Origin of the sequence: Lysinimonas soli (assembly GCF_042655435.1) — a bacterium.
Lineage (GTDB): Bacteria > Actinomycetota > Actinomycetes > Actinomycetales > Microbacteriaceae > Lysinimonas > Lysinimonas soli.
Genome location: NZ_JBHSMG010000002.1, coordinates 394249 through 418280 on the forward strand (window position 1 = coordinate 394249; position 24032 = coordinate 418280).

Below are 24032 nucleotides of genomic sequence, written 5' to 3' on the forward strand. Positions count from 1 at the left end.
GTCTCCTTCGACATCGGGCTCGCCACATTGTCGAGGGGTGGACCACCCCAGGACCCGACCTATTCCATTGAACGGGAAGCGAATGGCGAGCGCGACAGGGATTCGCCGATGCCGGCCGCGGCTCGCTTGAGCACCTCGACGGTCGCCGCCTCGTTGACGGCCCCGCGGGGGACCACGACCGAGAGCGCCGCGACGACGCCGGATCGGTCGGCGACGGGCACGGCGATGCCGGTCGAGACCGACTCGACGTAGCCGGGGGCGAAGGCGTAGCCGCGCGTGCGGATCGCGGCGAGCTCGCGGCGTAGCGCGGCGGGATCGGTGATGGTCTCGGCCGAGACGGGGGCGAGCGGGGCGGTCAGCATCCGCTGCTGCAGGGCGGCGTCTCCGAATGCCAGCAGCACGAGCCCCGACGACGAGGCGTGCAGCGGCAGCCGCCCCGCGATCCGGGTGATGTTGGCTCCCGATCCGGGTGCCGACAGGCGCTCGATGAAGAGCACCTCGTCGTGCTCGAGCACCCCGAGCTGGGTGTGCTCGTGCACCCGCTGCTGCACCTGCTCCATGAACGGCATCGCGATCTGGCGCAGGCGAAGGGCATGCGAGCCGCGGGTCGTCAGCTCCCAGAGCCGGATGCCGATGCGCACGTCGCCATCCCCGTCGCGTTCCAGCATGCCCTCCTCGACCAGCTGGGCGACCAGCCGGTGCGTGGTCGAGATCGGCAGCCCGGCCCGGCGCGCGATCGCCGAGGGCGACTGGGCGACGCGCGTGCTGTCGAAGGTCTCGAGCAGGCGCGTGATGCGTCCGACGATCGAGTCGCCCGAGGGGGAGTTGGCCATGGTCGCCGGCGCCGCTACTCGGCGAGCACGTCCTTGGCGATCGCGAAGGCGTGGTTCGCGGCCGGAACGCCGGCGTAGACCGCCGACTGCAGGATCACCTCGACGATCTCGTCGCGGCTCAGCCCATTGCGCCCGGCGGCCCGCAGGTGCATCGGCAGCTCGTCCCACGCGCCCAGCGCGATCAGGCTGCTGAGCACTGCGATGCTGCGGTCGCGGCGGGCGAGGCCGGGCCGGCTCCAGATGTCGCCCCAGGCGTAGCGCGTGATGAAGTCCTGGAAGTCGGCGGTGTCGGCGGTGATCGCGGCATTGGCGCGGTCGACGTGGGCGTCGCCCAGCACCGCGCGGCGTACCGTCATCCCGGCTTCGTAGCGCTCCTCGTCGTTCATCGGCTCTCCTCGAAATGGGCGATCAGCAGTTCGGCGATGCGCTCGGGCTGTTCGGCGGGGGCGAGGTGCCCGGCGTCGCGCACCTCGGCGACCCGGCCGCGGGCGACGCCCGAGGCGATCTGCGCGGCGGAGGCCTCGGGGGTCACCTCGTCGTACTCGCCCCAGACGGCGAGCACGGGCGCGGTGATCCGGCCCAGCTGCGAACGGACGTCGTAGCCGGCCAGTGCTTCGCAGCATCGCGCGTAGCCCTCGTCGTCGGCGTCGCGCAGCGAGTGCAGCAGCCGGCCCGTGATCTCGGGAGACCGCGCCATCGAATCGGGGGCGAACCAGCGCTGGGCGCTGGGGACCACGAGCGAGGCCGTGCCCGTGGAGCGCGCGACCGCGGCGCGTTCGGTCCATCCCGCGGGGGTGCCGATGACCGCACCGGAGCAGATGATGGCTGCCGCGTCGATGCGGTCCGGATGCCCGAGCAGCAGCTCGAGACCGACCGCCCCGCCCATCGACACGCCCGCAAAGAGGGCGTGCGATTCGCCGAGCTCGTCGAGCACCCGAGCGACCGCGTCGGCGAGCTCCGCCATGCTGAACGGCTCGCTCGGGGCGGGCGAGCGGCCGTGACCCGGCAGGTCCCACGAGACGGTGCGGTAGCGGCTCTGCAGGAGCGCGGCGGCCGCATCCCAGAGGATCGTCGAGGTGCCCAGCGACGGGCCGAGCAGCAGCAGCGGCGCGCCCTCCGGCCCGGCCGGGGCCGTGGCGGCGATCAGCGGGACGGTCATCGCAGCGTCCCGTCGCTCGTGGCTGCGAGGGCCGCGTCGATCACGGCGTCACCGGCTCCCGTGTATGCGGCCGGGTCGAGCAGCGCCGCGAGCTCTCGGGCGTCCAGGCCGAGCTCGGGTTCGGCCGCGAGGAGCGCGCCGAGGTCGTCGCCGTGTGCGGCGCGGTCGACGAGCTGCTGCACCCGGGCGGTGCCGAGGCGCGGCCCCAGCACGAGGGCGAGGCGCTCGGAGACGATCAGCGGGCCGGTCAGGGCGAGGTTCGTGCGCATCCGCTCGGCGTCGACCTGCAGTCCCGCGAGCAGCTCGGCGGCGTGGGCCGAGGCGCCGAGCGTCAGTCGGAGCAGTTCGCGCAGCACCGGCCACTCGGCGTGCCAGGCGCCGTCGGCGCGCTGGTCGACGGTCAGGGCCGCGCTGCGGTGCAGTTCGGCGGCGAGACCCGGGGCGCGCTGCGCCGCCGAGCGGATGAGCACGCTCAGCACGGGGTTGCGCTTCTGTGGCATGGCCGACGAGCCGCCGCGACCCGCTTCGGCCGGCTCGGCGAGTTCGCCGATCTCGGTGCGGCTGAGCGTCGCGACCGAGCTCGCGATCGCCCCGAGCGCGTCCACGACGGTCACCAGGGCGTCGCCGAGGGCGGTCACGGGGCGGCGGCGGGTGTGCCACGGGGCGAGCGGGCGGTCGAGGTGCAGCTCGTCGGCGAAGCGGGCGGGCAGCGCGCTCGCGGCGTCGCCCCCCAGCTCGACGAAGGAGGCGAGGGTGCCGGATGCCCCGCCGAGCTGCGCGGGAAGCCTCACGGCGAGCACGCTGCGGGCCTCGGCGACGGCGAGGAGCCAGCCGGAGGCGACGAGTCCGAACGTCGTCGGGGTGCTGTGCTGGGTGAGTGTGCGGGCGGCCATCAGCGTGCCGCGGTGCTCGTCGGCGAGCCGACGCAGAGCGGCGACGGCGTCGCCGAGGGCGGCATCGACGATCGCGATCGAGCGGGTCGCGACCAGCATGAGGGCCGTGTCGATGATGTCCTGGCTGGTGGCGCCGCGATGCAGCCAGGCGGCGGCATCCTGATCCACGCCGGTGACGCGTCGACCCAGCTCGGCCACCAGCGGGATCACCGGGTTCCCACCCGCGACGGCGGCGCGGGCCAGCGCGGCGGGGTCCGGCCGGTACCCGGTCAGCGCCTCACCGATCGCGGTCGCCGCGGCCTCGGGAACGATCCCCAGCGCCGCCGACGCGCGCGCGAGGGCAAGCTCCGCCTCGACCATCGCCGCCGCGACCTCCGCGTCGGCGACGCTCGCGTCGTGCCCCACCGTCACCGGTGAGAGCAGCCCGACGTCGAACGGCCCGTCACTCGAAGGCAAGGAACACCGTCTCCCGCTCCCCCTGCAGGCGGATGTCGTGGCGCAGCCAGCCTTCGGGCGTGTGTTCCGCGATCAGCGTCGCCTGTTCCTCCGGCGAGAGGCTGCTCAGCAGCGGGTCGGCGGCCAGCGCCGCCGCGTCGTCGGGCAGGTAGATGCGGCTGAACAGGCGGTCCTGCAGGCCGCGCGCGAAGACGACGACCGAGATGAACGCCGCCCCTCCGCCGATCGCGCCGGGGTTGATCGTCCAGAACTGGTAGACGCCGTCGTCGTTGGCCGCGGCCCGACCGAAACCGGTGAAGGTCACGCCATCGCGGTGCAGCGATCCGCGCGCCTCGGAGACGACGCCGGCGGTATCCGGCTGCCAGATCTCGACCTGCGAGTCGGGCACGGGCTCGCCGGCACCGTCGAGCACCCGTCCGGTGAGGATGATCGCGCCGGGGCTGAACGGCGTGACCAGTTCCGAGCTGCGCGGGTAGGGCATCCCGAAGCCGAAGAAGGGGCCGACCGTCTGGCCGGGCGTCGGGGCGAGCCGCTCGCTCATGCCACGCCGCCTTCCGGCTCGAACCAGGTCGCCTGAGGTCCGGTCAGGACGATGTCCCAACGGTACCCCAGCGCCCACTCGGGCGAGGTGAGGTCGTGGTCGTACCGCGAGACGAGCCGGTCGCGCGCGGCCTGGTCGGGGATCGACTGGTAGATCGGATCGAGCGCGAACAGCGGGTCGCCGGGGAAGTACATCTGCGTCACGATGCGCTGCGTGAAGGCGTTGCCGAACAGCGAGAAGTGGATGTGCGCGGGACGCCAGGCGTTGAGGTGGTTTCGCCAAGGGTACGGCCCCGGCTTGATGGTCGTGAAGCGGTAGCGCCCGTCGTCGTCGGTGATGCACCGCCCGGCCCCCGTGAAGTTCGGGTCGAGCGGTGCGGGGTGCTGGTCGCGCTGGTGGATGTACCGGCCGCCCGCGTTGGCCTGCCAGATCTCGACGAGCTGGTTGCGTACGGGCCGGCCCCAGCCGTCGAGCACCCGGCCCTCGACGATCGTGCGCTCGCCGAGCGGTTCGCCGCGGTGCTGAAGGGTCAGGTCGGATTCGACCGGGGCGACGTCGCGATGCCCGAAGGCGGGCGAGACGAGTTCGATCGTCTCGGGGTCGACGAGGCGGGGGTTCTTGGTCGGATGCCGCAGGATGCTCGAGCGGTAGGGGTCGAAGTCGAGGTACGGGCCGGTGCGGGCCGGTGCGCCGGCCGCGAGTTCGGCCTGGTAGGCGGCGTGCCGCGCCGCGATCTCGGCGGACAACTGTGTCTGGGTGTCGGTCACCGCACCAGGGTGACAGCCGGCGGAGGGTCGAACCAGGGATCCATCCCACTCAGTGGGATGCGACCGCGGATCCGATGGTCGCGGCCGTGCGCATCACGAGCGGGGCGATCCGCCCCTCGTCGACCCGGGTGAGGTGGGTCACGACACCCACGGCGGCGCGCGGCAGTCCGGCCACGGGCGGCAGCGCCGCCGCGATCGACACGTTGCCGAGCGTCATCTCCTGTCGCGTCGTCGCGTAGCCGAGTTCGCGAGCGCGGTCCAGCTCGGTGCGCAGGCGCGACACATCCGTGATCGAATACGCCGTCTCGCGCTCGAGCGGCGCCCGCAAGTAGTCGGCGAGCCAGGCCTCGTCCTGCACGGCCAGCAGCGCCTTGCCGACGCCCGTGGTGTGCAGGGGCAGCCGACCGCCCATCCGGGTCATCGTCGGGATGGATGTCGTTCCGGTCACGCGGGCGACGTAGAGCGCGTCGGTGCCCGAGAGCACCGCGAGGTGCACGTTCTCGCCGGTCGCCTCGTAGAGCGTCTGCAGATGCGGCAGCGCGCGTTCCCGCAGGCGCAGGCTGAGCGGCGCGAGCTCGCCGAGCTCCCAGAGGCCGGCCCCGAGCGCGACCGCGCCGCCGGGCATCCGATCGAGCAGGCCGAGGCCGAGCAACTGGCCGACGAGACGATGCACCGTCGAGCGCGCGAGCCCCGTGCGCCGGCCCAGCTCCGTGAGGCTCAGCCCCTCGTCGTCCTCGGTGAACGCGCGCAGCACGTCGACCGCGCGGTCGAGCAGCGACGCACCGGGAACTGCGGTTCGACCCGCCACGCTCCGATTGTAGGAGCGGCCGCGGTCGTGCCGCGGCGGGCCCACGCCCGTGCCGCGCGCCGAACGGCTCGACCCGTTTGGCGGACGACGGCCACGCGCGGCGCTGATATAGTCGTCAGGTTGGCCTTCGGGTCGGCACGCGCCCGTAGCTCAACGGATAGAGCATCTGACTACGGATCAGAAGGTTGGGGGTTCGAATCCCTTCGGGCGCACCGAAACACAGGGCGGAACGGGTCGCCGATGGTGGTCCGCTTCGGCTTATCGGCATCCTCGCGATGCTCCGATTTCCGTTCACAGGTACTCGGTGATGAGGAACCGCGTGATCTGCTCCGCTCGAACGGACAGCGCCTCGAGCTTTTCGGCGGGCATCGCAGCGAAGTTGGTGCCGTACGCGGAAATCGTGTCACGCGGAACGAGATCGGGATGACGGGCAAGCGATCATCGCATGAGCGATCCGGCGACCGCGCGACTGGTAGATCTGCGCGCGGCCGCCGTCTTTAACACGCTGCGGATTCCTCCGTGTTGGAACTTGGCGCCGTCGCGCGGGGCCTGCGCTCCGACAGGGGGAGGGCCCCACCGCGCTGATGTGACGGCAAGACTCGCTTCGTCGCCGTGTCGTCCTCGGGTCTGCCACCGTGACGAGATCGGAAGACCTCGGCGAGCAGTTCTCAGTGAACTTCCGAAAACGGCCAACGAGTAACGTCGGCCCAAGTTGGCGACACGCGAGCCGGCGCGTTCCGCACGGGCTCCGTACGCGTCATCGGCCTGCGGCGTGTCCTGGCGTGCGTTGACCGAGCAAGCCCTGGACGAGTTCCGCGGGATCGCGCGGGCCGGCATCGCCACTCCAGGCAATGAACATGTCGGGACGCACGAGGATGAGCTTGCGATCGAGAACGCCCGCATCCGCGGTGAGGACGGGGACGACGGTGAGTTCCATGTGGTTCGACTTGGCGGCCTCAGCGATCTCGGCGACATCGGCTGTTGATGCCCCGATGGTGAGCAGAGACCACTCCATTCCGAGACGGTCGAACAGCGAGACGTGGTCCGGCAGCCAGACGTGAGGCAAACGTCCGCCGGCCACCGTTGACGGGACGTACTCGTCGATCGTGGCGATCGCGGAGTCACTGGGGGGTTCGCTGCCGACGATTCCCGGCGAGGTGGAGTATCGCGAGCCGAATTGGACGCCCTGGCTGTACCACTGCTTGCGGTCGATCGTCGCGATCGCGTCGCCGGCCTCGGCACGCAGCGCCTCGCCCGCAGGGGAGGCCTCGTGCAGCATCGGGTCACGCCCGATCTGCTTCATGTCGCGGTCGATGCGCAGCGCGGCGTGCGAGGTCGCCTCGCCGACGGAACGACGTTCGATTTCGTAGTCCTGCAGCAGTTGCGGGTCACCGACTCCCGTGACAAGGGCGGCGATCCTCCAGCCGAGCCCCACGGCGTCGGCGATCCCGGTGTTCATGCCGAAGCCGCCAAGCGGCAGCCACAGGTGCGCGGCATCGCCGGCGAGCGCGACGCGCCCTTCGACGAACTTGTTGGAGACGAGCCGGCGCGGGGTCCAGCGGATGACCTGGATCTTCTCGTGCTCGACCGTCCGGCCGATCGCAGCGAGCATGACCTCGTCCGGATCGAGGTCGTCAGGGTCCATCCCCTCGGGAACCCGCCCATGCAGCAGGAACAAGTCCCTGCCGTCGAGCTGCAGGAACGATCCGCGGTGGACGGATCCGTACCACCAGTACATCCAGCCGGCGTCTGGGCCGAGAATGCTGCGCAGCTCCGGCGAACGAAAGTAGACCGACAGACGCTCCTCGGCGGCGGTGGAGTCGCCCTCAAGACGAGCGCCGATCGACTTGCGGACAACGCTCGACCCGCCGTCGCAGCCGAGCACGAACAGGGCCCGCACGACCTCCTCCTCGCCCGTGTCGACGTTGCGGAGGGTGACGCTCGCGGAGTCAGCGGCCTGGGTCAACCCGGTCGCTTCCCACCCGCGGCGCAGCTCGACGGTTGGGAAGTCGCGCAGGCGCTCCTCGATGATCGGCTCGAGGAAGATCTGCGAGACGCGGTGCTGTGGTTCCGGCGTGGGCCACTCCTGGAACTCGAAGGCGGTGCCGTCGAGGATCTCTTGCGCCGAGGAGAAGGGAAAGCGCAGGAGTTCATGGCCAGTCAGATTCGTCACGTAGATCACATCCGTCTGGTGGTCGAGGGGCAGACCCGCCCGCCGGATCGCGTCGGCGATGCCAATGCGGCGAAAGTACTCCATCGACCGCGCGTTGGTCGTGTTGCACCGCGGATTCGTCGTCGTCGCGGGCGACGGATCGACGATGAGCACGTCGATTCCCCGCCGTCCCAACTCGATGGCGAGCGTCATCCCAACCGGGCCGGCTCCGGCCACGACGACCTGGCGGGGGCTTAGAAAAAACGACATTGGCTTGACTCTCGCTTCATGCGGGTGCGTTGAGCTACGTCCCCGCGGATCGCCCCCCACGCTATGAGTCGGTCAGCGATAGCACTATGACGAAACTTTGCGTAGATTCTTAGCCAAACAGTGAATGGTTTGCCGGGGTGCCATGATGCGGGAATGTCGTTCATTCAGTACATCGCCCGGATCCAATTCGGCCTCGAGAGTCGCTTGACCATCCCGCATGAACTTGAACTTGCCGGGATCCGGCGCCCACTGATCGTGGCGGATCGCGGGCTCGAGGCCACCGGGGTCTTGGCTCGCGCCGTCGAGGCTATCGAGGGCTCGCACTATCCGCGCTTCCTCGACGTGCCGACCCCGCCCACCGAGGAGGCAGTTCTCGCCGGCCTTGCTCGGTATCGGGCCGAGGGCTGCGATGGGGTCCTGGCGATCGGCGGGGGGTCGGCGATGGATGCCGGCAAGGCGATCGCTCTCCTCGCCACTCACCAGGGTCCCCTCGTTCGCTTCCTCGCCCGAACCGGCGGGAGCGCGAGCATCGGCCGGCTCGCTCCGATCGTCGCCGTGCCGACCACCGCCGGGACCGGAAGCGAGATCGGCCGCGGTGCCTCAGTCACGCTCGACGACGGGGAAAAGGGCGTCTTCCTCAGTCCACAGCTCGTTCCGGTGGCGGCGGTGTGCGATCCCGAGCTCACGATCGGCCTGCCCCCACGGCTGACCGCGGCGACCGGGATCGACGCCTTCACCCACGCATTCGAGGCGTTCACCTCCGCCGCCTACAACCCGCCAGCCGATGCGATCGCGCTGGATGCGATCGCGCGCATACGGGCGATGCTGCCGCGGGCGGTCAGCCAGGGAGGCGACCTCGAGGTCCGCTCGGAGGTCATGATGGGTGCGACCGAGGCCGCCATGACGACCTGGAAGGGCCTCGGGGCAACGCACGCCCTCTCGATGCCCTTCGACGATCTGGGGCTGCACCACGGGACGGTGGTGGGAGTCGTGCTGCCGCACACGGTGCGGTCGCTGCGGCGGGCGGTCCCGGCTGAACGGTTCGAGCGGTTGTGCGCCGCGCTGGACTCGTCACCGGACGGGCTCGAGGACGATCTCCTCGCCTTCGCCCGCTCCCTCGGCTTGCCCGGCGGCTTAGCCGAGCTCGGCGTCGACCGGGGCTTCCTCCCGACGGCCGCCGCGATCGCCGAAACGACCCCGTTCAATCAGACCGTGCCGCGACGGTTGTCGACCGCCGAATACTTGCAGATTGCGGAAGCCGCGTGGTGACGCGCCCGATAGCGAATCGGCTATGGGAGTGACGCAAACTACGAAGAGTCCGAGTCGACAGCCGGACGTATGGTGGGCGCATGACCGATTTCGCACCGGCGCGTACCTCTTCGGAGTCGTTCTCCGGACCGCGTCTGCGCGCCCGCAACCCGAGGACGGGTGAACACGACTACGAGGTGACGACCCCGACTCCGGACGAGGTCGCCGCCATCGCGGCCGAGTTGCGGCGCGGGCAGGCGGCGTGGCAGAGCCTCGGGCTCCAAGGCCGCATCGAGGTGCTGCGTGAGTTCGCCGACGTGTTAGAGGATGCCGCGGGCCAGATCGGCGACGCCGAGCAGGTGGACACCGCCCGAGTCCGCGTCGCGCACGAGGTTCCGTACATGGTCGCGGCCATGATCCGGGACTGGTGCGACCGCGCGCCCGGAATCATGACGGCGGCCGTACTCGAGGGGCGCTCGAGCGTGTTCAGCGATGTGCACTACACGACCCGGCTCGACCCGTACCAGTTGGTCGGCATCATCAGTCCGTGGAATCATCCGTTCCTGCTGTCGGCCACCGACTCGATCCCCGCGCTGATCGCGGGCAGTGCGGTGCTCGTCAAGCCGAGCGAGGTCACTCCGCGATTCATCGAACCGCTCAACCGGGCGATCGAAGCGGTGCCCGCGCTCGCGGCCGTGTGGCGGTACATCCCGGGAGCAGCCGAGGTGGGCCAGGCGCTCATCCAGCAGGTCGACATCCTGTGCTTCACCGGCAGTGTGGCGACCGGCCGACTCATCGGCGAGACCTGTGCCCGGCGGTTTATCCCGGTCTTCCTCGAGCTGGGCGGCAAGGACGCGGCGATCGTCACCGCGAGCGCCGACATCCCGTCCGCGGCGGCCGCGGTGCTGAAGGGTGCCGTGCACAATACCGGTCAACTCTGCTTCTCGACCGAGCGTGTCTACGTCGACAAGGCGATCTACGACCCGTTCATAATCGAGCTCGTGCACCAGGCCGAGGCTCTCGAGCTCAGCTGGCCTGATCCGCGGCATGGGCATGTTGGGCCCTACATCTTCGAGAAGCAGCCCGCGATCGTCGATCGCCATCTGCAGGATGCGATCGACCGGGGGGCGAAGATCCTCACCGGCGGCTTCAGCGAAATGCACGACGGCGGTGTGTATCAGCGGCCGACCGTGGTCGTCGACGTTGATCACGGGATGGCGCTGATGTCGGAGGAGACGTTCGGGCCGGTCGTACCGGTGATGCCGTTCGACACCGTCGATGAGGCAGTCCAGCTGGCCAATGACAGCGAGTTCGGCCTCTCGGGCGCGGTGATCGCCGGCAGCGAGGCCGAGGCAATCGGCGTTGCGGAGCGTCTGGAGGCCGGTGCGATCAGCCTGCAGGACACCTCGCTGACGATCGGCATCATGCGCGACGTCGAGAAGGTGGCCTACCACGGCTCCGGTATGGGAGGGTCGCGAATGGGTCCAGCCGCGATTCTGCGCTTCCTGCGCAAAAAAGCGCTCATTGTGCGCGAGGGTCCCGTCACCACCATGGAGCAACTGGCGGAGCACACCGCGCGCTGACGACGCAGCATTGACCGACCGCCGAACTCGCCAGGTGTGAGCCCGGCGGTCTTCGGCGTGTGCGCGGATTACCGATAGTTGTTTCCCACACCATTGAGCGGAAACTTCGTCATAGACCCATGGATCATGGTCGCCATACCGTCTAACGAAACGTGTGATCGTGCTCGCGAGGGCGCGGCTCACCCCGCAGATCGTTACTCAGAGTGGAGTACCAAGCATGAAGCACAGCATTTCCTTGCGCTCGAAGCTGGCCGGGGCGGTCGCCCTGGCGACCACCACCGCCCTCCTCCTCGCCGGCTGCTCGTCGTCCGGTGGCGACGGCGGAAGCACCGCTTCCGCGGATCCGTACATCGTCGGCTTCGCCAATGCCGCCACGGGACCGACGGCGTCGGTCACCTTGGCCTATCAAGAAGCCGCACAACTGGCGATCGACACCATCAACGCCGCCGGTGGCATCAAAGGCACCAAGTTGAAGCTGGCTGCCGAAGACGACCTCGGCACCGCTGACGGTGCTGTCGCCGCGATCAACAAGCTCATCAACGTCGATAATGCGCCGTTCACGCTCATCAACGCCTCGGCACCGACGTCGGCTGCGCAGCCACTGGCTGCGCAGGCCGGTACGGTGCTGCTCTCGCTGGGCGCGACGAGCAACACCTTGCTCAACAAGGACAACCTGTGGATCAACGGCGTGAACATCGTGCGCCTTGTGCCGGCTCTTGCCGACAAGCTGTGGTCTCAGGGCCACCGGAAGATCGCATTCATCGGATCCGCCGATCCATTCGGGCAGGGTGCCCTCTCGGTGCTCAAGCCCTACTGGACCAAGCTCGGTGGCACCATCGTCGCCGAGCAGACGTTCAACTCGGCCACCGACACCGACTTCAGTTCGCAGCTTCTCCAGATCAAGGCGGCCAAGCCCGATTTGGTCTTCGCGGTTGGCATCGGCGACGTGCTGGGAAACGTCGTCAAGCAGGCTCGTGCCGCCGGCATCACCGTTCCGATGGCTGGCCCGCTGGCCACGGACGGTCTGCTGCACGTGGCCGGAGCCGATGCCGAGGGTTTCGAGGATGTCGGCCCCGCCGTCAACAACGACCTGAAGACCGCTTCCTTCACCACTCTGAAGACGGACTGGGCGAAGGCGAGCAAGCTCACGCTGGACTGGCAGCCCGTGACGGCGTATGAGGGCGTGTACCTCTACGCCGACCTCATCAAGCAGGCGCTCGCCGCCGGCAAGGACCCGCGCGACGGGACGGTGCTGAACTCGCTGATCAAGAAGGCGAGCTTCGAGGACCTTATGCAGGGCGGCACGGTCAAGTTCGCCGCTGACCACTCGGTCCTGCGCCAGATCGCGTTGCGCACGGTCACCGACGGCAAGTTCGTGATCAGCAGCACAGTCACGCCGAAGGAGTAGCCCCGAGGCCTCCGGGCCGGCGCCCGAAAAGGCGCCGGTCCGGAGCGGGCGCTTCTGCGCAAGATTGGACCGACTCTCAATGCACAAGGCGGAATCACGATGATCGTCCTCAACGCGGCGCTCCTGGGCCTGGCCCTCGGCGCGCTCTACGCCATGCTGGGGGTGAGCTTCTCGGTGATCTACACGCCGACCAAGATCTTCCACTTCGCACACGGTGCCGTCTTCGCGGCCTCGGGCTACGCCGGATACGCCTTCCTCGAGATCCTCCACTGGAACATCGTGATCGCGGTGCTCGGAGCGATGGGTGTCGGGGTGGTTCTGGCGCTGGCGGTCGAGTTCGGCATCTATCTGCCGTTGCGGCGACGGCACGCCTCGCACCTCATCGTGTTCATCGCGTCGGCGAGCGTGCTGTCTCTTGTCACCGCGATCATCGCGCTGGCCTTCGGTGTCTCCCAGGTCGCCCTCCCGACGCCCATCCGGCCCATCGCCGAGGGTGCTCCTCTCACGAACGAACAGCTGACCAGTCTCATCGTGGCGGTGGTGATCATCGTGCCGCTTGCGATCTTCTTGAAGCGCTCGCCCTGGGGCATCCGCTTCCGCGCGGTGGGCGACTCCCCCGCCGCTACCGTTCGCCGCGGAGTGAACGTTCCCAACGTCTACGTCGTCAGCTTCGTGCTGGGTTCGGTGCTCGTGGTGCCGGCGGCACTGCTGCAGGGCTGGGCGGCCGGGTTCCAGCCAGAGATGGGCTTCAACGCCGCGCTCATCGCGATCGCCACGACGCTTGTTGCACAAGGCAGTTCCATTCTCGCGGTCGCCGCTGTCGGGACCGGCATGGGCCTCCTCCAGGGGCTCTCCCTCCTGGTCGTACCCTCGGGCTGGCAACAGGGGATCACCTATGCGGTGCTCCTGGTCGTCGTCGTGCTCGCGACTCTGCTGCGGAAGGGTGCGGTGCTGCGATGATCATCAACTACTTCGCCCAGATCGCTGTCCTGGCGGTGGTCTTCGCCATGCTCGCCGCGAGCTACAGCGTCATTCTGGGCACCGCCGGCGTCTTCTCGGCGATGCACGCAGCTTTCTTCGGGGTGGGCGCATATACGGCGTCGCTGTTGGCCATCAACGGCATCCTCCCTTTCCCCGTCGACCTACTCGCGGCGATCGTCGCGGCCGGCGTCGTCGGCGTCCTGGTGTTCTTCCCGCTGCGGCGGCTTCCTGGTGAAGCTATCCTGATCGCCACGATCGCGCTCCAACTGGTCGTCTCGGCGATCATCACGAACACGGCGGCGCTGGGGGGTCAGGCTGGCCTCTACGGCATCCCCCGACCCAGTCTGCTGGGCGTCTCATTCCGGCAACCGGTGGCGTACTCCGTTCTCACCGTGGTCATCGCAGGCATTGTGCTGGCGCTGCTGCAGTGGTATCTTTCCCGGTCCTCCCGGCTGGCGACACGGGCCTGGCGCGACCAGCCGAGTCTCGCCCAATCCTTCGGAATCGCGGGGTCCTATCCCGAGATCGTCGCCTGGATCATCGGGGGAGGCGCCGCCGCGGTCGCGGGCGCGGTGTACGCCCACTTCGTCGGCTACATCAGTCCCGGATCGTTCGGGCTCAACGAGACCTTGACGATCCTGACGATGCTGATCGTGGGCGGCCTCGGGAACATCTGGGGGGCGGTGTTCGGCGCCATCGTCTTGACCGCCGTGTCGCAGGCGCTGACCCTGTTGCCGGCCTCGTCTAGCCAGGTCTCACAACTGCAGCCAATCCTTTACAGCGTCGTGTTGATCGTCATCGTGCTCGTGCGTCCGCAGGGCCTTTTCCCCGAGCGGAACGTGGGGTCGCGCCGTTACCTGCGGAGAGCCCCACTCGAACGGGCGGTCCAGGCGGCCCAGATCCAGGAGCGCTCGACGGGTCCGGTGGTGATCTCGGGGATCACCAAGAGCTACGGCGGGCTCCAGGTGCTGCGCGGAATCGACCTTGAGCTTCGTCCCAACGAGGTGACCGCCGTGCTGGGTCCGAACGGCGCCGGCAAGACGACTCTGTTCAACATCGTGGCGGGGGCAGAACGCCCCGACGGCGGCACGGTCACCTGGGGAGCCCAGACGGTCTCCGGCATGCGTTCGCACCAGCTCGCCCGTAAGGGTCTCGCGCGCTCGTTCCAGGACGCCCGCACCTTTGGCACCTTCAGCGTCTTCGAGTACATGCTCGTGGCAGCGCACTCGCGGCGACGGGGGACCACCGGGCTCTTCCGTCGCGCCGTCCCCCTGGGTGCGACGGGCGAGATCGAGCGGGCGCTCAAACCCTACGGTCTCGACTCGGCTCTCGACGTGCGCCTGCAGGATCTCTCCTACGGCCAGGTCAAGATGCTGATGCTGGCGGCGCTCGTCTATTGGAACCCCACCGTCGTCCTCTTCGACGAGCTCGCCGCGGGGCTGGACGCCCGGAGCACCGCCAACGTGGCCGAGCACGTGCGCGCGCTGCGCAACGAGGAGCGCGTCATCTGCCTGGTCGAGCACAACCTCGAGTTCGTCTGGGCGGCGGCCGACCGAGTCGTGCTGCTCGGCGAGGGGCGGATCGTCGCCGATGGCACTCCCGCCGAGATCCGCCAGGATCCGGCCGCGTTCGTCACCTACTTCGGAAAGGCGGAAGTGCTGTGACGCTGATCGCACGCGATGTGACCGCAAGCTACCGCCGTGGTCAGCAGGTCGTGAAGGGCATCGACCTCACGGTCGAGCCCGGCGAGTTCTCTCTAATCCTCGGCCACAACGGCGCGGGCAAGACGACGTTGCTCAATACCCTCTACGGCACCCAGCACCTCGAGGCGGGGAGCGTGACGCTCAACGGGGTCGAACTCGCCCCGGGTACGCGCAGCCGCGTCGAGAACGGCGTGGCATTCGTGCCATCGGAGGATGCGGTGATCCCCAATCTCACCGTCCGCGAGAATCTCGTTGTCGCCGCGACCGCCGTTCCTCGCCGCGCGTCGCGCGATGGGCAGGCTGCGATCAAGGCGGCGCTCGAGTGGTTCCCCGACCTGGACGCGAAGCTCGGATCTCGGACCCGATCGCTCTCGGGTGGGCAACGTCGGATGGTCGCCATCGCCATGGCGCTCGCGCAACGGCCGTCCTATCTGCTCATGGACGAGCCGTCGCTCGGTCTGGCGCCATCGATCGTCGACGAGCTGTTCGAGAAGCTCGCGGAGTTGCGCTCCTCGCTCGGTCTGGCCACCCTGGTCGTCGAGCAGACGGCCCGGACGACCCTGCTCTCTGCTGATCACATCCACGTCATCCGCGGGGGTGAGCAGGCCTTCAGCGGCACACGCGAGGAGTTCGAGAAGCACGACCTCTGGGAACTGCTCTAGGTATCCACGAAAAAGGGGGCACCATCCGGCGCCCCCTTCTCGTCGTCGCGAGGTCAGCCCGTGATCAGGCGCCCACCCGTGTCGGACGGTGCAGGCCGGCGCCGCCGGTCGTCACCCTGCCGTTGCTACCCGGCTTCAGATCGATCGGATCGCCATACCAGGTCATGCCCTCGGGGAAGTCCACCGGCTCCCACTTGAGCGCCTCCCAGTCGGGGTCGAGCACGAGGTAGCCACCCGCGTACAACTCGACACGGTGCCCGGATCCCGGGTCGAACACGTAGAGGTACATCGCCTGGCCGATGCCGTGCTTGCCTGGCCCGACGCCGATCTTGACGTCGAGGTCCTGCAGCACGTCCGCCGCCGTGAGCGAGTCAGCGTAGTTCTCGAGATTGTAGGCGAGGTGATGCAGCCGGCCGTTGAGCTCGTCGCGGTTGGCGACGATCGCAAGGTCGTGCACTTGCGGAGTCACCGACATCCACGATGCCATCACCGTCGTGGGGTTCTCGGGCAGCATGGCGTATTCGCGGCGCTTGAAGCCGAGCGTCTCACGCACCCAGGACTCCGCCTCGTTGATGGTTCCGGGCTCGGTCTGAATATTGAAATGGTCGAGTCGTCGAACGCCGAGGCCGCGGCGCCTCGAGGAGTTGCTGGGCAACTTCGAACGAATCGCCTCGGGGGCGAGCGGCTTGTCGATGTCGTAGTACAGCTCGAAGGGGTGCATGCCGCCCGGCAGCAGGAACCGGACGGCGGTGCCGCGACCCTTCTCCGTCGCCGCCGGCACCTCGACGGTCTCGATCTCCTGCCGGGCGAGTTCCTCGGCGAAGAGTTCGACGTCCTGCGCACGCTTCACCCGGAAGCTGTAGGAGTTGACGACGTTCTCCTCCTGCGACGTCAGCACGAGCGAGTGATGCCCGAGTTCCTGATAGGCACGGAGGTACGCGACGTCGCCGTCGCGCTCCACCTCCTCCATGCCGAGGACGTCGCGGAAGAACCACAGCGACTTCTCGATATCCGTGGTGCCTAAGTTGATCCCGCCGCATTGCGCGATCTGGGGCCCGGGGTTGTACTGGTCTTGCAGTGACATCAGGTCTCCTTGGTTGTGTTGTCGGTGCCCGGCTATGTCGGGATCAGTCCGTGCCGAGCAGGAAGTCGAGGTGGATGCGGTTGAACGTCTCCGTCTGCTCGTACTGCGGCCAGTGGCCCGCGTTCTCGATGACCGCGAGTCGGCCACGGGGCAGTAGTTCGGCGATCCGCCGCCCCTCGTCGACCGGACCGGATGGATCCTTGGTGGTCCAGATCACGAGGGCTGGCGTATCGATCGAGCGCAGATCGTCGTCGGTCAGCATGTTGCGCCGTCGCGTCTCGGGATCCTGCAGGGCCATGTTCATCTCGCAGGCCATCAGCCAATCCGGCTGCTGGAAGATCGCCTGCCTCGTCCTGACGAGGTCATCGCTGACCATCGATGGGTCTGCCATGAGCCATTCCAGCCGTGCCTTCACGCGCTCCCACGACGGATCGCGAGCCGCGTCCATCGAGAGCGTGTACAGCCGCTCCATCACCGCGGGATTCGCCATCGTGCCGCCCATGGTGTTCAAAGCAATGCGCTCGACGCGGTCCGGATGCAGTTGAGCGAATCGCGCGCCGACCCAACCACCCAGGGATTCACCGGCGAGATAGGTCGTCTCTGCTCCCAGCTGGTCGAGTATGGCCGAGACCTGGTCGATGTAATGCGCGATCTCGAGCGGGTGATCGGGTTTGCTCGAGTAGCCATGGCCGATGAAGTCGATGGCCCAGACGTCGAAGTGCTCCCCGTGCGCGCGAAGATTGCGCACGTAGGCCTCCGCGTGTCCGGTGATGCCGTGCAGCATGAGGAGTTTCGGCTTCGATGTATCGCCGGCATGCAGATAGCGGGTGCGGTAGCCCCCGGCCTCGATGAACCCTTGGCTGAACTCGACCTGCGCCAGGTCGGACCAGACGCTGGTGTAGGGATGCCGGGAATCGGACATGTCTCGCAACCTCCACTGCGGCCGCCTCAACGCGCGCCGATCCCAGGGTATGTACCGTGTGTGATAGGTCAATGACGAAGTTCGCAAGGATTAGATACGCGATAAGCTAAGGATCGTTTCGAAGGAGAGGCATGAGCGACGACAATCGGATATCGCTACAGAAGCTTGAGGTCTTCAGCCGAGTTGCTCATCTGGGTGGTGTTCGCAAGGCCGCCGAAGAGTTGTATATCTCGCAACCCGTTGTCAGCGCTCACATCCGCTCCCTGCAGGAGCGCATCGGCGCCAAGCTCTTTCAGCGAGACGGCCGGGGCATTGCTCTGACCGAAGCTGGCGAACGGGTGCTGCTCTGGGCGAACGAGGTTCTCCGCGGTCGGGCCGAGCTCGACAAGGAAATCGAGAGCCTCGCCAAGGGCGCCGCCGGATCCGTCTCGATCGGGTGCACGATCAGCGTCGGCAACTCGGTCGTAGGACCGGCCGCAGTCGCTTACAAGCAGGTCCATCCAGTTGTGGACATCCGTGTCGAGATGACACCCGCAGAGAACGCGGTCGAAGGTGTGCGGACTGGTAGGCACGACTTCGCTGTCGTCGCTGGAGAGGGTGTGTTCGACAGCCGGACCTACCGTGCCGAGTTGATCGCGAGGCCGGAACTCGTTCTCATCGCCTCGCCGGAGCGGGCGGACCTACCGGCTCGGATCGACGTGAAGACCCTTAGCGCGCTGCCCTTCGTGGCGCCACCAGAGGGGCTCGCTATCCGCCGCAGTCAGGATGCCGCGCTTGCCGAGATCGGTGTGCAGGACCGTAGGGTCGAGATCGAACTCGGCAGCGCGGACGCAATGAAGCGGGGCGTACTGTCGAACCTGGGTGTCGCGCTACTGTCGCGCGCTGCTGTCGAAGCGGAGGTGCGCAGCGGGGCGCTGCGCGAGATCCAGATCGACGCGCCGCCCTTGCGTGATCTGCTGTTCCTCGTCAGCCGGGCGGGGCAGCGCTTCACGCCGTTGCAACGCAATCTGCGGGATGCCGTTCGCAGCGCGGTGGTCGAGCGCTACGGAGCGATCGAGAGCGCGACCGTGACCTCCGACTGATCGGGTTTCGCTGATCGTTCCGTCGCTGGAATGCACATAGTCCTATGTGTTGGTTCGTCCTAAGGTGGCGCCAGGACAAGGAGGTTTCACCCATGCCGGAACGACGCCACGTGACGAGGGTCTTCGATACGCATCACCACGTCGGTGAATTGGCGCTGGGGATCGAAGAGGTCACGGGTGAAGCGGCCGTCACCCGCAAGGCCGACGAGCACCGCGCCATGCTCGACGACTTCGGGATCACCGCGGTCGCGGTGATCCCCGGCTTCCAGTACGAGCGCACCCGGGGCATCGACGACACCCGGCGCATCAATACCGACATCGCCAGTTACCGCGATGCCGATCGCACGCGTTTTCCGGTGGCCCTGGGCATCCTCGAGCCGCTCTACGACCTGAAGGCCAACGAGGAAGAGCTGGAGCGCCTCGTCTCTGAACTGCAGATCGACGGCATCGCCTGGCACACGCGCTATCAGGCGGTCGCGGTGTCCGATCGCCGAATGCATCAGCTGGTAGAGCGCGTCGCCGACCGGGGACTTCCCTGCTATGTCCACATGTTCTATGAATCAGGCCTCGAGTCGCCCTGGATGCTGATCGACCTTGCGAGAGCACACCCGGAGGCCACAATCGTTGCCCTGGACGCCTTCTCCGGAGCCACGAACGTGCGCTGGATGGACGACATCGCCGAACGATGCCCGAACGTCCTCTTCGACACCGCGATCGCCTTTCCGCTTCTGCGGCCGATCGACAGCTTCGTGGAGAAGTTCGGCTCGGAGCGCCTCCTCTTTGGCACCGATTCGTATGCGAAGCCGTTGCTCTACAACTACCCGTCATCGCTCAACGAACTGCTCTACTCACCGATGCCCCAACAGGACCTCGAGGCGATCCTCGGCGGCAACTTCCTGAGACTGTTCCCCCAGGCGGTCGAGCGCATCGAGGCTGCGTCGACCGAGCGGGGAGATGCCGATGCTGTCACCCGCTGAGATCCGCTCCGCCGCCGATGCGCTGCAGGGCGCCTACGCCAGCGCGGTGCCCATCGCCCCGCTCAGCCGGTCGTTCCCGGGGCTCGATGTCGAGGACGCCTACGCGATCCAGTCGCTGCAGGTCGTGGATTGGGCCCGGGCCGGTCGTGCGGTGCGCGGGTACAAGGTGGGGCTGACCTCCGCGGCGATGCAGGCGCAGCTCGGTGTCGATCAGCCCGACTACGGCTTCCTGTTGGATGGCATGTACTTCCCAGTGGGATCCACGGTGGACGCCTCCCGATTCATCAGCCCGCGGATCGAGCCCGAGATCGCGGTGGTCCTCGCCTCGCCGCTTCGGGGACCCGGGCTGACCCTCACCGAAGTCGCGTCAGCGATCGGCACGGTCGTCGGTGCCCTTGAGATCATCGACTCCCGGATCGCGGACTGGGCAATCACCCTGCCGGACACGATTGCTGACAATGCGAGCTCCGCCGGCGTCGTCGTCGGCGAGACGCAGCTGCCCCTCGAGGCAGTCGACGTGGTGTCGCTCGGCGTGCAGTTCTCGATCAACGATCAAGCAGCAGGTCAGGGCACCGGTGCGGCCGTGCTCGGCTCCCCGCTCAACGCGGTTCTATGGCTGGCTAACCGCTTGGGCGAGCTCGGGGTCGAGCTGGCGGCCGGCGCCGTGGTGCTGCCGGGAAGCGTCTGCGCGGCGGCTCCGATCGCCGCCGGGGATCGGGTCGTCGCCGATTTCGGGCCGCTGGGAACTGTCGGCATCACGGTGAAGGAGTAGGCGGATGGGCGCGAAAGCGAAGGCGGCGATCATCGGATCGGGCAATATCGGCACTGATCTGATGTTCAAGATCATCCGGCTGAGCGAGGTGCTCGAGATGGGAGTCATGGTCGGCATCGACCCTGACTCCGATGGGTTGGCGCGGGCCGCGAGGCTCGGCTTCGAGGCCACGGCCGAGGGTGTCGACGGTCTGATCGCGAGCCTGCAGTTCGATGAGATCGAGGTGGTGTTCGACGCAACGAGTGCCGGCGCGCACGCCGCGAACGCGGCCAAGCTCCTGCCGTTGGGTAAGAAGCTGGTCGATCTCACTCCCGCAGCAATCGGCCCGTACGTGGTGCCGGCCGTGAACCTCGGCGATCATCTGGATGCGCAGGACGTCAACATGGTCACTTGCGGCGGCCAGGCGACGATTCCGATCATCCACGCTATCTCGAGCGTCGTTCCGGTGCACTACGGCGAGATCGTCGCTTCCATCGCATCGAAGTCGGCGGGCCCGGGTACCCGAGCCAACATCGACGAGTTCACCGAGACGACCTCGCAGGCGATCGAGAAGGTCGGCGGCGCGGCCCGGGGCAAGGCGATCATCATCCTCAATCCCGCCGAGCCTCCGATGATCATGCGCGACACCGTGCAGGTGCTCACCAATCGGCTTTCCGACGCCCAGAAGGCGGCTATCTCGGCCGCCGTGGACGCTAGGGTCGCGGAGGTCGCGGAGTACGTTCCGGGCTATCGCCTCAAGCAACGGGTCATCTTCGCCGCCGAGGATAACGGCTTCGACGGGTTGGTGCCCGACGACCGGCGCCGGTCGGACGGCTACACGAGGATCAGCGTGTTCCTCGAGGTGGAGGGCGCGGCCATGTACCTACCGAGCTACGCGGGAAATCTCGACATCATGACCTCAGCCGCGCTGCGTGCCGCCGAACGGATGGTCGTCGCCGACCGGGAGCGGAGGGCGGTCGCGTGACGAAGATCTACCTGCAGGACGTGACGTTGCGCGACGGGATGCACGCCATCCGGCACCGGATCACTCCGGCGAAGGCCGCCGAGATCGCGCGAGCACTCGACGCGGCTGGGGTGGACGCGATCGAGATCGCACACGGCGACGGCCTGTCCGGCAGCTCGCTCACCTATGGCCCGGGGTCGAACACCAACTGGGAGTGGATCGAGGCGGTCGCCGGCGCGGTCGAGAACGCCGTGATCACGACGCTGCTCCTGCCGGGCATCGGCACGCTCGACGACCTCCGGCGCGCGCGCGATCTCGGGGTCACCTCGGTGCGTGTCGCGACGCACTCCACCGAGGCGGACGTGTCCAGGCAACACATCGAGGCCGCGCGTGCGTGGGGCATGGACGTGTCCGGCTTCCTCATGATGAGTCACCTCAACGATTCGGCATCGCTGGCGCAGCAGGCCAAGCTGATGGAGTCATATGGCGCCGTCTGCGTCTACGTCACCGACTCGGCGGGGCGGCTCACCATGGATGGCGTCCGTGAGCGCGTCCGCGCGTACCGCGAGGTGTTGAACCCGCAGACGCAGATCGGCATCCACGCACACCAAAACCTCTCGCTCGCCGTTGCGAATTCCGTCGTGGCCGTCGAGGAGGGCGCCTACCGGGTTGACGCATCGCTGGCCGGCCACGGCGCCGGCGCGGGAAACACACCGATCGAGCCGTTCGTCGCAGTCGCCAGGCTGCAGGGCTGGGACGTGGCGGCGGAGCTGTTTCCTCTGCAGGACGCCGCCGACGACCTCGTGCGTCCCCTCCACGACCGCCCGGTTCAGGTCGACCGCGAGACGCTCTCGCTCGGCTATGCCGGCACCTACTCGTCGTTCCTGCGGCACGCGGAGCGCGCGGCCGAGATCTACGGTCTCGATGCGCGCGACATCCTGGTCGAGGTCGGCAATCGCAAGCTCATCGGGGGCCAGGAGGACCTGATCACCGAGGTCGCGCTCGACCTCGAGGCCCGTCAGCAAGTCGTGGCCTGACGACCCCGGCTGCACGTCGACCGATGGAACACCCCATGACCCGCGCGAGCACCGTGCCCCGCAGCGACCGGTTCGCCCTGCCCGAGATCCGCGTTCGGCTGAGGAGCGACGGCGGGCTCGAGGTGAGCTCGATCACGCCACCCCAGCCGCATCCCTCGACGACGCTGCACTGGCTGGCGCGATGGGCGGAGCAGACGCCGGAGGCCGTCCTCCTCACCGAAGTGGTCGATCGCGACCGGCGCGAGTACAGCTACCGCGAGGCCTGGGAGCAGGTCGGGGCCGAGGCGAGGGCTCTCAGGGAGTACGGCCTCGACGCAGGCGAGCGGGTCGCGGTGATCGCCCCCAACAGCTTCATGCACTTCGTGCTCGGGCATGCCGCCATGCTCGTCGGGGCGATTTACGTTCCGATCGCGGCCCAATACGCCGCCGAAGGCGCGGACCCGCAACGCCTGGCCGGTGTGATCGAGCTCATCGAGCCTGCCCTCATCGTCGCCGCTCCCGATTCGGAACAGCGGTTCGCGCGCGCCCGAGGGAGCGTCGTGACCGGGCTCCGATCCCGTCCCGCCGACGACGGGAGCGGGGCGGCGTTCGCGCGAAGGTGGCTCGAGCGGATGGACCCCGATGTCCCAACGAAGCTGCTGCTCACCTCCGGCTCGACCGGAACGCCGAAGGCGGTGATCTACACGCCCCGCATGCTCGTCGCCAACGCGCAGGCCACGGCCCAGGTCTGGCCCTTCTCGACGGGGCACCCGCCGATTTTGGTTGATTGGCTCCCCTGGAACCACGCCTTCGGGGGAAACGCGAATCTCAGCATGGTGCTACTGGCCGGGGGCACGCTGCACATCGACCCCTCGCGCGGCCGTCCCGAGGCCTTCGCGGAGTCGATCGCGACAATCAAGCGGCTGCGTCCGAGCTACTACGCGGCCGTGCCCGCGGGCTTCCAGCAGCTGCTGCCGGTGCTCCGCGACGATCGCGAGCTGCGGAAGGCCCTGCTCGGAGGCTGCGAGGGGCTGTTCTCCGCGGGGGCGGCGATGCCCGCGCCGACCTTCGAGGCGCTGAGAGAACTCTCGCTGACGGTGCGCAATGACGGACCGATCCCCATCCTCAGCGGGTGGGGCTCGACCGAAGTCGGGCCTGGAGCGACCATCGTTCACACCGACGCGAGCCGGCCCGGTTGGATCGGGACGCCGCTTCCGGGTGTCACCGTCAAGCTCGTGCCGGTGGCGGAGAAGCTCGAGCTTCGCGTCAAGGGGCCCAGTGTCATGCCCGGCTATTGGGGCCAGCCGGAACTCACCGAGACGGTCTTCGACGACGAGGGCTTCTACTGCAGCGGCGACGCCGGCCTCCTCGTTGATCCGAGCCGGCCGGAGCTGGGCCTGCGCTTCGACGGCCGGATCGCGAACGATTTCAAGCTCGCCAACGGCAGCTGGGTGAACGTGGAGCGCATCCGCGAGAGCCTGCTCGCGCTGGCCGGCGACGACGTTCGCGATGTCGTGATCGTCGGTCCTGATCGCCCACATCTCGTCGCCGTGTTCTGGGTCGAACGCGGCGCGCGACTCGACCTCGCGGGGATCCTCGACGGCCACAATTCGGTCCATCACGGGCAGACAAACGCGGTTCGGGCGGCCCGGGCGATCGACGAGGAGCTTGCCGCGGAATTCCTAACCCCCAAGGGCACCATCAAAGCCGCACTGTTCCGGGCCCGTGAGGCGAGGCACTTCGACGATCTGTACTTCGAATGAAGGGACACC

Annotated in this window: 22 protein-coding genes and 1 tRNA gene; 13 read left to right on the forward strand and 10 right to left on the reverse strand. The window is 68.1% G+C overall.

Annotated elements, in window-relative coordinates; translation table 11 throughout:
• Positions 1–59 precede the first annotated feature (59 nt).
• The 7 genes from ACFPJ4_RS09530 to ACFPJ4_RS09560 are packed head-to-tail and all read right to left on the reverse strand — an operon-like array spanning position 60 to position 5457.
• Positions 60–833 carry an IclR family transcriptional regulator gene (locus ACFPJ4_RS09530; RefSeq protein WP_386740170.1) on the reverse strand — a complete coding sequence of 258 codons (774 nt, stop codon included), beginning with the start codon at positions 831–833 and terminating at the stop codon, positions 60–62.
• Positions 834–847: 14 nt separating this feature from the next.
• The gene (gene pcaC / locus ACFPJ4_RS09535; RefSeq protein WP_386740171.1) at positions 848–1219 is read right to left on the reverse strand and encodes a 4-carboxymuconolactone decarboxylase; all 372 of its coding nucleotides are present in this window, start codon (positions 1217–1219) and stop codon (positions 848–850) included.
• Positions 1216–1992 (reverse strand): alpha/beta fold hydrolase, encoded by a 777-nt coding sequence (locus tag ACFPJ4_RS09540; protein WP_386740172.1) that lies wholly within the window; start codon positions 1990–1992, stop codon positions 1216–1218. Before ACFPJ4_RS09540 ends, pcaC begins: the two co-directional genes overlap by 4 nt.
• Complete coding sequence (locus ACFPJ4_RS09545) at positions 1989–3341, reverse strand: lyase family protein (protein ID WP_386740173.1); 1353 nt, start codon at positions 3339–3341, stop codon at positions 1989–1991. Before ACFPJ4_RS09545 ends, ACFPJ4_RS09540 begins: the two co-directional genes overlap by 4 nt.
• Positions 3328–3882, reverse strand: coding sequence for a protocatechuate 3,4-dioxygenase subunit alpha (gene pcaG, locus ACFPJ4_RS09550; protein WP_386740174.1), 555 nt, complete (start codon positions 3880–3882; stop codon positions 3328–3330). Before pcaG ends, ACFPJ4_RS09545 begins: the two co-directional genes overlap by 14 nt.
• Entirely contained in the window at positions 3879–4649 is a 771-nt protein-coding gene (gene pcaH, locus ACFPJ4_RS09555) for a protocatechuate 3,4-dioxygenase subunit beta (protein ID WP_386740175.1), read from the reverse strand. The genes pcaG and pcaH overlap by 4 nt, the downstream gene beginning before the upstream one ends.
• Positions 4650–4698: 49 nt before the next feature.
• Positions 4699–5457, reverse strand: coding sequence for an IclR family transcriptional regulator (locus ACFPJ4_RS09560; protein WP_386740176.1), 759 nt, complete (start codon positions 5455–5457; stop codon positions 4699–4701).
• 139 nt (positions 5458–5596) lie between these two features.
• Between ACFPJ4_RS09560 and ACFPJ4_RS09565 the strand changes: the two genes are divergently transcribed.
• Positions 5597–5669, forward strand: a tRNA-Arg gene (locus ACFPJ4_RS09565).
• A 545-nt stretch (positions 5670–6214) separates the two neighbouring features.
• Here ACFPJ4_RS09565 and ACFPJ4_RS09570 read toward each other — a convergent pair.
• The gene (locus ACFPJ4_RS09570) at positions 6215–7879 is read right to left on the reverse strand and encodes an FAD-dependent monooxygenase (protein WP_386740177.1); all 1665 of its coding nucleotides are present in this window, start codon (positions 7877–7879) and stop codon (positions 6215–6217) included.
• A 153-nt stretch (positions 7880–8032) separates the two neighbouring features.
• Here ACFPJ4_RS09570 and ACFPJ4_RS09575 point away from each other — a divergent pair, with 153 nt between their 5' ends.
• The 6 genes from ACFPJ4_RS09575 to ACFPJ4_RS09600 all read left to right on the forward strand — a co-directional run bounded on the left by ACFPJ4_RS09575 (position 8033) and on the right by ACFPJ4_RS09600 (position 15464).
• Complete coding sequence (locus ACFPJ4_RS09575) at positions 8033–9148, forward strand: iron-containing alcohol dehydrogenase (RefSeq protein ID WP_386740178.1); 1116 nt, start codon at positions 8033–8035, stop codon at positions 9146–9148.
• An 80-nt stretch (positions 9149–9228) separates the two neighbouring features.
• Entirely contained in the window at positions 9229–10710 is a 1482-nt protein-coding gene (locus ACFPJ4_RS09580; RefSeq protein WP_386740179.1) for an aldehyde dehydrogenase family protein, read from the forward strand.
• Positions 10711–10864: 154 nt separating this feature from the next.
• Positions 10865–12118, forward strand: coding sequence for an ABC transporter substrate-binding protein (locus tag ACFPJ4_RS09585; protein ID WP_386740180.1), 1254 nt, complete (start codon positions 10865–10867; stop codon positions 12116–12118).
• Positions 12119–12217: 99 nt separating this feature from the next.
• On the forward strand, positions 12218–13078 hold the full coding sequence (locus ACFPJ4_RS09590) for a branched-chain amino acid ABC transporter permease (protein WP_386740181.1): 861 nt from the start codon (positions 12218–12220) through the stop codon (positions 13076–13078).
• Positions 13075–14763, forward strand: coding sequence for a branched-chain amino acid ABC transporter ATP-binding protein/permease (locus tag ACFPJ4_RS09595; protein WP_386740182.1), 1689 nt, complete (start codon positions 13075–13077; stop codon positions 14761–14763). Before ACFPJ4_RS09590 ends, ACFPJ4_RS09595 begins: the two co-directional genes overlap by 4 nt.
• Positions 14760–15464, forward strand: coding sequence for an ABC transporter ATP-binding protein (locus ACFPJ4_RS09600; RefSeq protein ID WP_386740183.1), 705 nt, complete (start codon positions 14760–14762; stop codon positions 15462–15464). Before ACFPJ4_RS09595 ends, ACFPJ4_RS09600 begins: the two co-directional genes overlap by 4 nt.
• Before the next feature lie 64 nt (positions 15465–15528).
• Here the strand turns inward: ACFPJ4_RS09600 and ACFPJ4_RS09605 are convergent, their stop codons facing one another.
• Complete coding sequence (locus ACFPJ4_RS09605; RefSeq protein ID WP_386740184.1) at positions 15529–16548, reverse strand: VOC family protein; 1020 nt, start codon at positions 16546–16548, stop codon at positions 15529–15531.
• A gap of 43 nt (positions 16549–16591) precedes the next feature.
• Positions 16592–17470: an alpha/beta fold hydrolase gene (locus ACFPJ4_RS09610; RefSeq protein WP_386740185.1), complete on the reverse strand. Its 879-nt coding sequence runs from the start codon at positions 17468–17470 to the stop codon at positions 16592–16594.
• 131 nt (positions 17471–17601) lie between these two features.
• On the opposite strand from ACFPJ4_RS09610, the gene ACFPJ4_RS09615 reads away from it, so the two are divergent.
• From ACFPJ4_RS09615 to ACFPJ4_RS09640, 6 genes are all read left to right on the forward strand, one after another.
• Complete coding sequence (locus tag ACFPJ4_RS09615) at positions 17602–18552, forward strand: LysR family transcriptional regulator (RefSeq protein ID WP_386740186.1); 951 nt, start codon at positions 17602–17604, stop codon at positions 18550–18552.
• Positions 18553–18644: 92 nt separating this feature from the next.
• Complete coding sequence (locus ACFPJ4_RS09620; protein ID WP_386740187.1) at positions 18645–19529, forward strand: amidohydrolase family protein; 885 nt, start codon at positions 18645–18647, stop codon at positions 19527–19529.
• Positions 19513–20301: a 2-keto-4-pentenoate hydratase gene (locus ACFPJ4_RS09625; RefSeq protein WP_386740188.1), complete on the forward strand. Its 789-nt coding sequence runs from the start codon at positions 19513–19515 to the stop codon at positions 20299–20301. Before ACFPJ4_RS09620 ends, ACFPJ4_RS09625 begins: the two co-directional genes overlap by 17 nt.
• A gap of 4 nt (positions 20302–20305) precedes the next feature.
• Positions 20306–21265, forward strand: a complete 960-nt coding sequence (locus ACFPJ4_RS09630; protein ID WP_386740189.1) for an acetaldehyde dehydrogenase (acetylating) — start codon at positions 20306–20308, stop codon at positions 21263–21265.
• On the forward strand, positions 21262–22281 hold the full coding sequence (gene dmpG, locus ACFPJ4_RS09635) for a 4-hydroxy-2-oxovalerate aldolase (protein ID WP_386740190.1): 1020 nt from the start codon (positions 21262–21264) through the stop codon (positions 22279–22281). Before ACFPJ4_RS09630 ends, dmpG begins: the two co-directional genes overlap by 4 nt.
• Before the next feature lie 35 nt (positions 22282–22316).
• Positions 22317–24023, forward strand: coding sequence for an AMP-binding protein (locus ACFPJ4_RS09640; protein WP_386740191.1), 1707 nt, complete (start codon positions 22317–22319; stop codon positions 24021–24023).
• Positions 24024–24032: the final 9 nt, after the last annotated feature.

Coding starts and splice junctions, on each gene's coding strand:
- ACFPJ4_RS09530 (WP_386740170.1), bottom strand. CDS start 833: ATGGCCAACTCCCCCTCGGGCGACTCGATCGTCGGACGCATCACGCGC.
- pcaC (WP_386740171.1), bottom strand. CDS start 1,219: ATGAACGACGAGGAGCGCTACGAAGCCGGGATGACGGTACGCCGCGCG.
- ACFPJ4_RS09540 (WP_386740172.1), bottom strand. CDS start 1,992: ATGACCGTCCCGCTGATCGCCGCCACGGCCCCGGCCGGGCCGGAGGGC.
- pcaG (WP_386740174.1), bottom strand. CDS start 3,882: ATGAGCGAGCGGCTCGCCCCGACGCCCGGCCAGACGGTCGGCCCCTTC.
- ACFPJ4_RS09570 (WP_386740177.1), bottom strand. CDS start 7,879: ATGTCGTTTTTTCTAAGCCCCCGCCAGGTCGTCGTGGCCGGAGCCGGC.
- ACFPJ4_RS09575 (WP_386740178.1), top strand. CDS start 8,033: ATGTCGTTCATTCAGTACATCGCCCGGATCCAATTCGGCCTCGAGAGT.
- ACFPJ4_RS09580 (WP_386740179.1), top strand. CDS start 9,229: ATGACCGATTTCGCACCGGCGCGTACCTCTTCGGAGTCGTTCTCCGGA.
- ACFPJ4_RS09590 (WP_386740181.1), top strand. CDS start 12,218: ATGATCGTCCTCAACGCGGCGCTCCTGGGCCTGGCCCTCGGCGCGCTC.
- ACFPJ4_RS09595 (WP_386740182.1), top strand. CDS start 13,075: ATGATCATCAACTACTTCGCCCAGATCGCTGTCCTGGCGGTGGTCTTC.
- ACFPJ4_RS09605 (WP_386740184.1), bottom strand. CDS start 16,548: ATGTCACTGCAAGACCAGTACAACCCCGGGCCCCAGATCGCGCAATGC.
- ACFPJ4_RS09610 (WP_386740185.1), bottom strand. CDS start 17,470: ATGTCCGATTCCCGGCATCCCTACACCAGCGTCTGGTCCGACCTGGCG.
- ACFPJ4_RS09615 (WP_386740186.1), top strand. CDS start 17,602: ATGAGCGACGACAATCGGATATCGCTACAGAAGCTTGAGGTCTTCAGC.
- ACFPJ4_RS09620 (WP_386740187.1), top strand. CDS start 18,645: ATGCCGGAACGACGCCACGTGACGAGGGTCTTCGATACGCATCACCAC.
- ACFPJ4_RS09625 (WP_386740188.1), top strand. CDS start 19,513: ATGCTGTCACCCGCTGAGATCCGCTCCGCCGCCGATGCGCTGCAGGGC.
- ACFPJ4_RS09630 (WP_386740189.1), top strand. CDS start 20,306: ATGGGCGCGAAAGCGAAGGCGGCGATCATCGGATCGGGCAATATCGGC.
- ACFPJ4_RS09640 (WP_386740191.1), top strand. CDS start 22,317: ATGACCCGCGCGAGCACCGTGCCCCGCAGCGACCGGTTCGCCCTGCCC.